Annotated in this window: 7 protein-coding genes and 2 pseudogenes; 3 read left to right on the forward strand and 6 right to left on the reverse strand. The window is 60.2% G+C overall.

The window, feature by feature from the left end:
- Position 1: 1 nt before the first annotated feature.
- The 6 genes and pseudogenes from FB472_RS07320 to FB472_RS07345 all read right to left on the reverse strand — a co-directional run bounded on the left by FB472_RS07320 (position 2) and on the right by FB472_RS07345 (position 8337).
- Positions 2 to 2659, reverse strand: coding sequence for a site-specific DNA-methyltransferase (locus FB472_RS07320; protein WP_141990345.1), 2658 nt, complete (start codon positions 2657 to 2659; stop codon positions 2 to 4).
- 8 nt (positions 2660 to 2667) lie between these two features.
- Positions 2668 to 5379: pseudogene (locus FB472_RS07325) on the reverse strand (BPTD_3080 family restriction endonuclease); the annotation flags it as partial.
- The gene (locus FB472_RS07330; protein WP_141990346.1) at positions 5370 to 6335 is read right to left on the reverse strand and encodes an IS481 family transposase; all 966 of its coding nucleotides are present in this window, start codon (positions 6333 to 6335) and stop codon (positions 5370 to 5372) included. The gene FB472_RS07330 and the pseudogene FB472_RS07325, both read right to left, overlap by 10 nt.
- A gap of 85 nt (positions 6336 to 6420) precedes the next feature.
- Positions 6421 to 6810, reverse strand: a pseudogene (locus FB472_RS07335) (restriction endonuclease); the annotation flags it as partial.
- A gap of 196 nt (positions 6811 to 7006) precedes the next feature.
- Positions 7007 to 7543: a DUF1643 domain-containing protein gene (locus FB472_RS07340; RefSeq protein WP_141990348.1), complete on the reverse strand. Its 537-nt coding sequence runs from the start codon at positions 7541 to 7543 to the stop codon at positions 7007 to 7009.
- A gap of 158 nt (positions 7544 to 7701) precedes the next feature.
- Positions 7702 to 8337, reverse strand: coding sequence for an NUDIX hydrolase (locus FB472_RS07345; protein WP_141990349.1), 636 nt, complete (start codon positions 8335 to 8337; stop codon positions 7702 to 7704).
- 88 nt (positions 8338 to 8425) lie between these two features.
- On the opposite strand from FB472_RS07345, the gene FB472_RS07350 reads away from it, so the two are divergent.
- From FB472_RS07350 to FB472_RS07360, 3 genes are read left to right on the forward strand one after another with little or no spacing between them, the layout of a single operon-like run.
- The gene (locus FB472_RS07350) at positions 8426 to 9370 is read left to right on the forward strand and encodes an ARPP-1 family domain-containing protein (protein ID WP_141990350.1); all 945 of its coding nucleotides are present in this window, start codon (positions 8426 to 8428) and stop codon (positions 9368 to 9370) included.
- A gap of 46 nt (positions 9371 to 9416) precedes the next feature.
- The gene (locus tag FB472_RS07355; protein ID WP_246078131.1) at positions 9417 to 9926 is read left to right on the forward strand and encodes a phosphohydrolase; all 510 of its coding nucleotides are present in this window, start codon (positions 9417 to 9419) and stop codon (positions 9924 to 9926) included.
- A gap of 15 nt (positions 9927 to 9941) precedes the next feature.
- The gene (locus FB472_RS07360) at positions 9942 to 11336 is read left to right on the forward strand and encodes an ADP-ribosylglycohydrolase family protein (protein ID WP_141990351.1); all 1395 of its coding nucleotides are present in this window, start codon (positions 9942 to 9944) and stop codon (positions 11334 to 11336) included.
- The last annotated feature ends 32 nt before the right edge of the window (positions 11337 to 11368 follow it).

The raw sequence follows: 11368 nt of genomic DNA on the forward strand, positions 1-11368 counted from the left end.
CTCAGGCCACCTCAATGACTTTCATGACCTCGTCGCCGTAGTCGTTGATGACCTTGATGGCGATCTTGCCGGTTGACGGTTTCTCGAAGGGGAGTGACTCTTCGCGGTAAAGTGCAGCCCATGCGTCGGCGTCGATGTCGGCCTTGAGCGCGGTCTTCAGGGACTTGTAGGGATCGTTCTCTCCGAGGAAGTAACAATGGCGTACGAAGAAGGACTCCTCGTTGTAGTCAGTGTCGATCATCCAGAGGGCGATGTCCTTGCGGCTCGAACTACGCACGTCGCCAGTCGACGGGTCGTAGACATCTATGCCGTTGAGAGTGACCTTGAGCTTGTCGTCATCGACCTCGTCCACCGAGACATCGGGCTCGCCGAACACGGTGAAGAGGTTACCACTGCCGGTCTTCTTGAGGTCCTCACCCATCAGCAGGTCGGCGTTCATCCGCACGAGCAACACCTGGATGCGGCCAAGCTTGCGCTCACCCTCGACAGTCGCGAACTCCTGCACCACTGTTACGCCGTCGTCCTCAGTGACACCGGTCGCCTGCGGGTCGAACGCGAAACCGAGCACGCAGAGCAGGTCGACCGACTCATCCGCGATCGCCTCTTTCGCTGCTGCCTTTATGAAGCCGGGGCTGACGGTTCCGTATTGCGGCCCTAGAGCAACTGCGATTCGTGATGGCGCGGTGGGGTCATCGCCGCTTTTGCGGTCGCCGACCGCCTGCACATAGGTACCGCTGTATTGTTCGAGTGTGTCGAACTCGATTCGTTCCGCTCGACGGCCGTTCTGAATGCCAGCGCGACGTAGATTCGTGAGGATTGTTTGCTCGAAACCAGCTTCGGCGTCTGCTGTACCGGAGCCTGCGCGTAATTCGTATGCCTCATCGAAACTCAACGAGCGGTGAGGTGACAGTGACTCCACCGTGAATGGTCCAGAGACGCGGACTTTGGACTTGTCTTCTTGGGGTTTGTCGTAAAGCACTTCGAAGTCAGCGTGCCTTTTGACCGCGTCATCAATCTCTGAGCGAGTCATCCCTTCCTTGATATCTGGATTATTCGCAATTGAACCGAGGGTAATTCGCTGCGTTTTTTCAAAAATGAAACCTTCGCGAATATCGTCGCTAGTTTTTGCTGGTGGTAGGCCCTCGAGCTGTCGGCCCTGGTCGCTATCAGCCATGGTGAAGTAAGGGAACTTTGAACCCATCAGACGTTGACGCGCCAGCGCTAGCGCCACGCGAGATGTGTCAATTGTGATCCAGCGTCGACCCCAGTGTTCAGCGGCGAAGGCTGTTGTGCCGGATCCGCAGGTCGGATCTAGAACTAGGTCTCCAGGATCCGTCGAGAGCAGGATGCATCGCTCCACGACTTTGGTGCTTGTTTGTACTACGAAGATCTTGGTTTCCGTGAAGTTTCCAGTTGCGGTGTCAAGCCACAAATTGTTGTAGGCCTGGAGGCCGAAGTCGTCAACATATCTAACGTATTGAATACTGTTCTTCGCGACGTGGACACGACTCGCCCAATCAAGGCGGTTCATCCCCACTGGATAGTTTGCCTTCCAATGAGATGAGCTTCCCGGATTGTACGACTTACCGCCGTACTCAAATGGTTGCGGTGAACTTGAGGCACCCTGCGACTGAATATTGTCTGGTTTGTATAGTCGCGCGCCATCGGGAATCTCGAAGTCGGCTGCCGCCTTCTCTGCTGCAGTTAGTGCGCGAAACGAGCCGTCTGCAAACTGGAGCCAATTGTAGCCTTGCCGATCCAGAGCAACGCGCCACAACTGTCTAGCCTTCAGGTCTTCCAGCGACTTTGAATACCAGAGAATATGATCGCCCGCGCGACCTAGTGCAGACGCTTGAGCGAAACCACTTGTCGTGACAAACGCGATCTGGCTTACGAAGTTGTCACGGCCAAAGATCTCGTCAAGGAGAGACCGGACGAGATGGACATTCTCGTCTCCAATTTGCACAAACATGGAGCCAGAGATGTTGAGCAAATCATGTGCTACGGTCAGCCGATCTCGAAGGTATGTCAAATAGGAATTTGTTCCGGAGCTCCACGTATCACGGAACGCTTTGATCTGCTCTGCCTCGCGCGCGGCATCCTGTGCGCTGCCGTCTTTGACATCGCGCTTACCTGCGCGCACCTGCCAATTGGACCCAAATTTTATGCCGTAAGGAGGATCAATAAAAATCATTTGGACTTTGCCGCGGAGTGCCTCGCGCTCGGCCAAAGACCCCATCACTTGGAGAGAATCGCCGAGGATCATCCGGTTCTTCCAGCGTTCCTCGTGCTGGTAGAACTCAACTTGGCTCAACTCGTCCAGGGAGTCGAAGTCCTCGAAGTCGAAGAGGCTGGGCGCCTCGTTATCTGCGTTCGTTACAGCCTGCGACCGGATGTTGGCTATGATCGCACGCGGGTCGACCTTCTCCTGGATGTAGATGGGTGGCGCATCGACGATGAGGTCTTCGCCATCTTGGGCATCCTTACCCTTCCACACGAGCTGAGGGTCAAGACTGGGATCGCGGGGGTAACGGAGTGGTGGCAGTGCGGATGTGCTCTCGTCGAAGAAGTCTGCGGCGGCATCCGCTGTCGGGATGTTGGTACGTGTATCCGCGTGTTGGATCGACTCGACCGGAGTCGGCCCTTTCGGTTTGCTCATGCGTGCCACTAGTCCTCCGTAAATCGGGCCATACCGGCAAGTAGCCGGCTCGAGAGAAGATCGGGGTCCCCGATGATCGGTGCATCCTTGCGAAGTTGGTCGATTCGCACACGCAACTCGTTCTCGGCATCATCCACCTCAGCCTTGCCAAGTTCGGTATATCCCCAGCGGCCGAAACCACCGTGGTTGTTCACCGCGGCACACCAGGAGTCTCTTGCGGTGCGCGCCTTCTCCTTCGTGGGACCAGGGCTCTTCTGCGAACCGGAGACCTCCACGATAAGAGTGCGGGAGAAATCTTCCCCTTCGACCGGGGCGAGACGCAGCAAGAAGTCAGGCCAGTACTCATCGCTGCGGCCCTTGTGTACGTAAGGAATGGTGAAGCCGAGGTGGTCATTCTTCGCGTAGCTCGTGATCAGTCCCTCAGCAACGAGATGCTCGCAGACTTGGGCGATGCGGTGCTCCCACGTGTTGCCATCCTTGCCGTCGAGGGTCACGTGACTGACGTGCGAATGGGTTGTTTCGAAGGTTTTCTTGCGCGTGTCGAACCAGACCCCGCCCGTTGACCCCTCTGAGGGGTTGCGGAGGATCGGGCGTATGAGCTTGCGTCGCGATTCTTGATCTTCAAGTCGGCTGATGGCGTTGTAGATCGCCTCTGCCGCGAGCTGCTGTGGCTCAGCGAGCGAAAGGTAGCCAATGCTGTAACCGGTCTCAATGTGCAGCTTCGCCGCGAGCCACTCCTTAGTAATCTCAACCAGCTGTGGGAATAACCAAGGCCGGGCATCACCTTGCGACGTAAAGAAACTTTTGAGCACACGGCTTGCCACATTGAAGGCAATCTCCTGCTCGCGAATCTCTTTGATGCCCTCGATGCGTTCCGTCTCGCCGACTATTCCTTCATTTTGCACCCAACTCGGCACCGTTGCGCCGCCGATCGTCAGTGCGTCGGCATCCACTGGGTCAAAGACGAGCCGGGCCTCCGGCATCTCGATCCGATAGCCACCGACGAGGGGAAAGTCGATGGCAAGGTGTGCCCGATCATCCAGAGACTGAACTCGCGTGGGAGGGTCGAGTGGCTTCGGGTCGATCGTGGGTGCGTCTCCTGGAATGAAGGAAAACGGGATGCCATAAACGTTGGAGTACTCGGCGCCGAAAAATCCGGTCTCTTCGTCGATGGAGTAGTCGCGACGGCGAAGACCGCGTCCGACGACCTGCTCGCACAGCAATTGTGACCGGAACGGGCGCACACCGAGGATGTGGGTGACAGTGTTCGCATCCCACCCTTCAGTCAGCATGGAGACGCTCACGACACAGTGCACCTGCTCGCCCAGCTTGCCCTTCTTGCCGACCGTGTTCATGACCTCGCGAAGCAGGTCGGAGTCGGTGACATCCTCAGCGCTGCCGCGCTGAACGCGGTACTCCTTCTTGAACGCTTCGATCTCGGCGGCAGCCGCCTTCTTGAAATCGTCGGTCATTGGCTTTTCGGACTCGAGCTGCTTCGAGTCGATGATGACAGTCCTTGGGCGCGCAATCGGCTGCTCCTTCTCCACGTTACTGAACAAGTCGAGGGCCCCAGCAACGTGCCGGGTTTGGTCGCCGTCAGTGAGTTCGTATCCGGCAATCCAGTCATAGAGAAGTTTGGATGCGACCGTGTTGGGCGCAACCACGATCATGACGGGTGGCGGTTCGCCCTGGTCTTTGAGAGTGCGTTCCCAACTTTCATAGGCACGTTCGTAGCTCTTGTAGAGACTGCGCAGTGCACCCTCGAGCGCGGCGGGGATTACCCACTCTGCTGGAGACTTAGGCGCACCCTTCACCGTCTTCGGCCAGCTGGGGTCATCCTTGATCTGGTCGTAAAGATGCAGGTAGCTCACTTGGTCACCCGCGGCATCGTCGTCTACGGGCAAACGTGGCACTTTAACGATGCCGGACTCGATGGCATCCATCAACGAGAAGTCGCACACTGTCCACGGGAAGATCAGTCCTTCGCTCCAGCCCGAACCACTGAGATAAAACGGAGTAGCAGAGAGGTCATAGACGGACTTAAGCTTGGCGTGTTTGCGCAGAGCCACAATGCCTTTGAACCACACCTTTGCATCCGCGTTCGCCTCCTTCGCTTCCGCGTCGATCTTCTCGTCAATGTCGCGGGGCTGATAGCAGTGATGTGCCTCATCGTTGAGGACCACGATGTCGCCCTTGCCGGGCAGCGACTTGAGTATGCGGCTGACGACGGCCTGCTGGGTTTCCTTAAACGGATCGCTGGTCTTTCCCGCGAGGAGGAGTTTACGCGTGCCGGACGCGATGCCTTTGATCTCCTTCGAGTCACGGGGCATGAATTGATGGTAATTGACTATGAAGATGCTCGCGGAGTTCAGCGGAAGGCGAAGGTCAGGCGGGACGAGCCCACGCATGTCGTAGTAGTTATCTGGGTCACCAGGTTGAAGCACCTTGAGCCGGTCTCGGATGGTAATACCAGGGGTCACGACAAGGAAGCGATTTGAGAAACGTGCGTCGTGTGGCGCGTGGAACTTGTTGAGAGACTGCCAAGCGATGAGCATGCACATCACCACGGTCTTGCCCGACCCCGTCGCCATTTTCAGCGCCATACGCGGCAAGCCAGAATTATGGATGGTGTTGACTTCCGCGAGCGTTACTCGCCAATCAACGCCGCCGGCGCGACTGCGGGTGTACTTATCGCGACCGACCACCTCCGCTAGGTGTAGTTCCCTGTGAGGTTGTGGACGCGGTCTGATGGTGTTTGGCCGCCGATGCCGGTGTGGGGTCTGTGGTGATTGTAGCTGTGGAGCCAGGCTGGGTAGGTTGCCGCGCGTGCTTCGTCGCTGAGGTAGGTGTGGGCGTAGGCCCATTCCTCGGCGAGGGTGCGGTTGAAGCGTTCGACTTTCCCGTTGGTTTGCGGGCGGTAGGGGCGGGTGAATTTGTGGTTGATTGCGGGGCCGAGGGCTGTGGTGAAGGCGGCTGACCGGTAGCAGGAACCGTTGTCGGTCATCACGGCGGTCACGGTGATGCCGGCATCGACGAAGAACTGGTTCGCGCGGCGCCAGAACCCGGACGCGGTTTCCTTCTTCTCATCGTCGAGGATCTCTGAATATGCCAGTCGGGAGTGGTCGTCGACGGCGTGATGCAGGAACGAGTATCCGCGGCCGCCTTTCTGGTTGTTGTGGTTGCCGATGGTGCGGCCTAACTTTCGGTGGCCGCCCCCGTTAGGGATACGTCCTTGTTTCTTGATATCAACGTGCACCAGCTCGCCCGGTATCGCTTTCTCATAGCGCACGGGTTTTGATCGTCGGACGAGGAGTCCCGTGCTTTGGTCGAGCCAGGCGAGTTTTGGCATCCGATAGCGGGCTAGTACCCGCTCGACTGTGGAGCGATTGAGGTGCAGGTGGTAACTGATCCGATGTGGTCCCCACCGACGGGTGAATCGCAACGCGATGATGCGTCGCTCAAGGCGGCGCGAGGTGCGCGCCGGTGAACGATTCGGTCGTGAGGAGCGGTCAGTCAGGGGTTGACAAGCGCGAAAACGTGCAGCCCATTTCGATGCTGTTGATGGTGAACATTGGAATCGTTCTGCGGCACGACGAGCGGACCAGCCGCCTTCCACGATCAGACGAGCAAGACGAAGCCGCCCCTCCGGGGCGAACGGGGCGTTAGCGTGAGTCATGAAGACCTTCGGTTGGGGATGTGAGGGTGGTACCCACATCCTGCCGGAGGTCTTCGCTAACTCGCGCGATCACAACGTCCCGGGGAACTACAGCTAGGTAGATGGCAGTCTCTGCTGCTTCGCGTTGAGCAAAGAGAATGCGATTTTCACGGTTCGGATCAGACCAGTGCTCAAGAAGCTTGCGACTGATCGGGGTAACGCCCGGATATCCCTGATGACGCCAATAGCGAAGGTCATCACGAAGCTGGTCGATCGCGTCGTTCCGCTCGACCTTCTCGTCGGTCAAATCGAACGCGAGTTGCGTTTCGCCAGTCCTCTTCTTGCCCTTCTTCGGCTTAGGAACCGGGACGAAGAATTCACTTCGACGGCGGGATTCAGCGATTTCACCCGTCGGGCGGCCCTGATCGTCGAGCATAAAGTGCCGTGAGGGCTCCACATAAGGCGAGTTGATCACCGGATTCGCAAGCACATCCATGCTGGTGTCTTCCCCTTGCTCTAGGTCCCGTGGCCTCACGCCTCGCCCTCAGGCCATCTCGTTGTTGAGACTATCGCAACTTCGTTTGGGTGCGCGATCCGTCACTCACCCCCAGTCCAGCCGAGCGCACCAAGGCAGGTCGCTTTGAGGGAGGTGCTCGGATAGATGACTATGTCTGGTCAAGGAGTTGCATTTCTTAGTCGGACTCGCGCTCCACGGCGTTCTTTGAACCTCCATCGAGCGGTCGGATCCTGTCTTTAACCGGGCGAAGTGCCAGAACAAGAGCTTCCGCGAACGGTAGATCTGGGTACGAAGCATGCGTGTGGCGGTGCCAACGCGATGGATGACGCGGCCGGCCATCGAGCATCCAAGTAGGGAGATTATGGTTGCCAATCTCTTCTTGCAACCATGCGAGCTGTTCGCGGAAATGGAGACGCGCCGGCCCCGACGGTTCTTGGCAGCCGTAGCCGAGAACCACTGCGTCCGCGGAGGAAAGCACATCAAGAAGTTCGGGCCGAGCATCGAGCCAGCCTGCCTCGACAGCCCCTTCCGCCGAAATGCCCCCCGTGCGATACGTCGAAATAGAGAACAGGTTGACCGCGACGACAGACGCGTAGCCCAGAGTTTCTCTGGCCAGCTCGACGCGTTGAAGCGTTCGGAGTCCGCATGTAGTTGGCGGGTTCGACAACACCACCGCCAGGCGGCGGTCAGGGCTACTAGGGGTGTCATTCATCGTCGAGCCAAACTAGCTTATGCAAGGGCATTCGGCCGGGACATAACCTCGATCGGCCATCGGTGCCGCGGCCCTCCCCGATCTGTCGGACGGATTATCGAGGCGAGATCACCAGACGAGATTCGAGAGAGTGCGCTTAATTTGGCGCGAGTGGCGAGTCAAACACGCGCAAACAACCGCGCCGGCTTCCCTACCGTTCCCGCCGCAAAGTCGCCAGTGGCGCGCAGTTGCGGCTCCATCGTGCGGCGGAACGTGTCGCGCATCATCGGCTCGCCGGCGACAGTCTCGTGCAGCTGCTGCAGTTGCCGCAGGGTGAACGGCTGCTCCAGCAGTCCGGCCGGGTCTGGTGCCAACGCGTAGCTCTGACGGAAGGCGGCAACAGCCTGATTCAGGATCTCGTTGTGCCCATAAGGCAGCGTGCCAACATCCGTCACCGAAGCCACTCGCGCGAGCGACTCGTCAATGGCCAGTCGGGACCAGGGCACCGCATCCAAGTGCGCGACCGAGAGTACCCACCCGCGGTTGTCGCGTGCCGGGTCGTCAAATACCTGCAGCTGCCGTGGCGATAGTCCGGTCACGCCTGCCTTGACGCGCAGCGAGCGCAGCGCCGCATCTGAAAGCAACTCTCCCTCATGCAGGAAGGTGCCGGGAAGGCGCCAGCCGCTGTCGGTGCGCACCAGCAGAACGCTGAGCGGAGCATCCGGTGGCACTGTGAGCACGGCAGTATCGACCGCTACCGAGGGGCGCGGGTAGTCGGTGAGGGCGCGGTTGTGTGAGTCGCGGTAAAGCTCCATAGAAACTATTATCGCAGATTCGCGCTAAATGTCGGTGGGTTGTCATACTCTGAATTTGCGCATCAATGCGCTAACTATCGGAGGTCGCATGAACGGACACCTGAACACACAAATTCCCCAGCTGCATGTTGGGCATGGCAGCCACCACGGCAGCCTCAGCATTTTCCCGATCTGGGTTGACGCCCCACGCATCACCGGCCTGGAATGGAAAACCGACAACATCGACATCGCCGAGCGCGAAGGCTCCCCCGTTGTCAGCGAACTCATTCTGCACAACCGCGCCTCGCGCCCCGTCGTCGCACTCGAAGGCGACCTACTGAAAGGCGGATGGCAAGACCGCATGCTGGCCGCCAGCCTCCTGCTCGAACCATTCGAGGGGCGGGTCGTCTCCGCTCTCTGCGTGGAACACGGCCGCTGGGGAGCCCGGGACTCGAGCACTCACCACGATCCGCACGCGCCGAACTCGTCTGACGGCTCTAGCGGAAACGCTAACCCCCACGAGTCCGTCGGCCGCCGAAGTGCCCTCAGCGTGCGACACGGCAACCTGCGCGGCACCGACCAACAGGGCGAAGTGTGGCGCCGCATCGGCCGCTACGAAACGAGCTTGGGAACGACAGCCAGCTCGTCCCTGCTCGACCACCTCGATCGATCGCAACCGATCACCACCCGCCAGCTTGAAGGCCAGCGCGGCGTCATCATCGGAATCGGCGGGCAAGTTGTGGGCGCCGAAATCTTCGGCAGCAGTACCGGACTGCGAGCGCGCTGGCAGGGCATCCTCAGTGCTGCTGCTCTGGATGCTCGACTCGCACCCGCGCGACGCACCACCGCCCACGACGCCCGCGTATTCGCCCGCTATCTGCAGGCCATGACCCTCAAAGACGGCGGAGACGCCGGGCTCGCCCGAGCAGTACGTTCAGAGCGAGGGCGGCTGCGGGCATCCGGAATCAGACAGGCAGGCGCCAGTCCCGTGGCGACCGGCATCATTCACCTCACCGCGTTTGACGACGCACACCCACTATTGGAGAACGCATGAGCGAGCTGAGCCGAACACCAGTGCGCTCGAAGAAGAGGAAGAACCCATGGAAGAAGACGAAGAGATGCTGATGAGCGAAGTGGATGCCATAGTGCAGCACGGCATTGCCGTGGGGATTGCGACTATCGCCCACCGCGGCCAGACCGACAAGCTCGGTTACGACTACATCGACCATCCCGCTCGAGTCGCGGAAAGCTTCGACCGGCTCGACGAACCCGTCGAACACTGTGCCGCCTGGCTGCACGACGTCATCGAAGACAGCGATGTGACCGCAGCCGACCTCCTAAAGGCGGGCATGCTCCCCGAAATTGTGGAGGCCGTAGAGCTGCTGACCCGACGCAAGGATGTTGCCGACACCGACTACTACGAGCGCATCCGCCAACATCCCGTCGCCCTCGCCGTAAAGCTGGCAGACATTGACGACAACTCGGCATCGCGGCGCTCCCGCAAACTCGACCACGACACCCAAGTGCGACTATCGAACAAGTACTACCAGGCACGACAGCTGTTGCAGCCGACGGCTGACGACACAACAGCCTGCCGAACCAACCTCTGACGAAACGGAGAACTCATGAAACTAACCACCGCACAATCAGACCGCGCCGCCGGCGTCATGCTCGGCACCGCCTGTGGTGATGCCCTCGGTGCTGGCTATGAGTTCGGGCCCGCTTTCGATGGCGACGTCGAGATGAAAGGGGGCGGAGGGTTCGCCTGGGCACCCGGCGAATGGACGGATGACACCTCCATGGCTGTGCCCATCCTGCGGGCCGCCGCCACCGGCCGTGACCTGCGCGACGAAACCGTTCTCGACGAAATCGTCACCGCCTGGGTTGACTGGGCGAAGACGGCACCGGATGTGGGCATCCAAACCCGACGCGTCTTGAGCGGCATCGCCCCGACCGCCTCGGCTGTTCGAGAGTCAGCCAAACACGTACACGACCAGAGCGGTCGCAGCGGAGGAAACGGTTCCCTCATGCGCACCGCCCCCGTCGCCCTCGCCTACCTCGACGACCCCAACGGGTTGGCCGAAGCGGCACGGGCAATCAGCGACCTCACCCACTATGAGGAGGATGCGGGCGACGCCTGTGTGCTGTGGTGCTTAGCGATCCGGCACGCGGTCCTCACCGGTGAACTTGACGTTCGCATCGGACTCCCGACACTGGCCCCCGACCGCGCCGCCCTCTGGGCCGAACGCATCACCGTCGCCGAAGCCCAGCAGCCGAAAGCGTTCACCAAGAATGGTTGGGTCGTCGAAGCCCTCCAAGGCGCGTGGTCGTCGATTGTGCACGGCATCAGTCTCGTCGACTCCCTTGAGCGCGCGGTTCGTGGCGGCAACGACACCGACACCGTCGCCGCAATTTCCGGTGGACTACTCGGTGCCCGCTGGGGAATGTCCGCAATCCCCGCCGCCTGGCAGCGCATCGTTCACGGTTGGCCCGAACTCACCAGCCTCGACCTCGTGCGCCTCTCCGGCGAGGTCGTGCGCGGCGAACCGGCGGCAACGCGTGTGCCGTACGCACACTCTGGCGACATCTCGACCCTGGTGCAGCATCCGCATGACAACGGCGTATGGCTCGGAGCCGTCGGCGCCCTCGACAAACTTCCCGCCGAAGTGGATGCCGTGGTGTCGCTGTGCAGGGTCGGCACCCAGCAGGTTCCCGACCGCATCCGCGAGCGCCTCGAGATCCGCCTGATCGACGAGCCCGGCCCGGAAGAGAACCCCAACCTCAACTTTGTGCTGGCCGACGCCGCGGATGCGATTGCCGCCCTCCGCGCCGAAGGTCGCACGGTGTTCCTGCATTGCGTGCAGGCGATCAGCCGCACGCCCACAGTGGCGGCACTGTACTCCGCGCGACACCTCGGCGTGCGGATGGATAGTGCACTCGAGGACGTATGCGCGGCGCTCCCCTATGCGCAACCCAATGAAGGGTTTCGGGCAGCACTTCAGGCGCTAGACGGCCAGTAAGCTTCACCCGGGCCAGCAGCACCTGCTCTTCT

It is taken from the genome of Rhodoglobus vestalii (assembly GCF_006788895.1).
In the GTDB taxonomy this organism is placed as follows: Bacteria; Actinomycetota; Actinomycetes; order Actinomycetales; family Microbacteriaceae; genus Rhodoglobus; species Rhodoglobus vestalii.

What these genes read in the sequence shown, in the direction of transcription:
- FB472_RS07360 (WP_141990351.1), top strand. Translation starts at nt 9,942, where the DNA reads ATGAAACTAACCACCGCACAATCAGACCGCGCCGCCGGCGTCATGCTC.
- FB472_RS07345 (WP_141990349.1), bottom strand. Translation starts at nt 8,337, where the DNA reads ATGGAGCTTTACCGCGACTCACACAACCGCGCCCTCACCGACTACCCG.
- FB472_RS07340 (WP_141990348.1), bottom strand. Translation starts at nt 7,543, where the DNA reads ATGAATGACACCCCTAGTAGCCCTGACCGCCGCCTGGCGGTGGTGTTG.
- FB472_RS07350 (WP_141990350.1), top strand. Translation starts at nt 8,426, where the DNA reads ATGAACGGACACCTGAACACACAAATTCCCCAGCTGCATGTTGGGCAT.
- FB472_RS07330 (WP_141990346.1), bottom strand. Translation starts at nt 6,335, where the DNA reads ATGACTCACGCTAACGCCCCGTTCGCCCCGGAGGGGCGGCTTCGTCTT.
- FB472_RS07320 (WP_141990345.1), bottom strand. Translation starts at nt 2,659, where the DNA reads ATGAGCAAACCGAAAGGGCCGACTCCGGTCGAGTCGATCCAACACGCG.
- FB472_RS07355 (WP_246078131.1), top strand. Translation starts at nt 9,417, where the DNA reads ATGGAAGAAGACGAAGAGATGCTGATGAGCGAAGTGGATGCCATAGTG.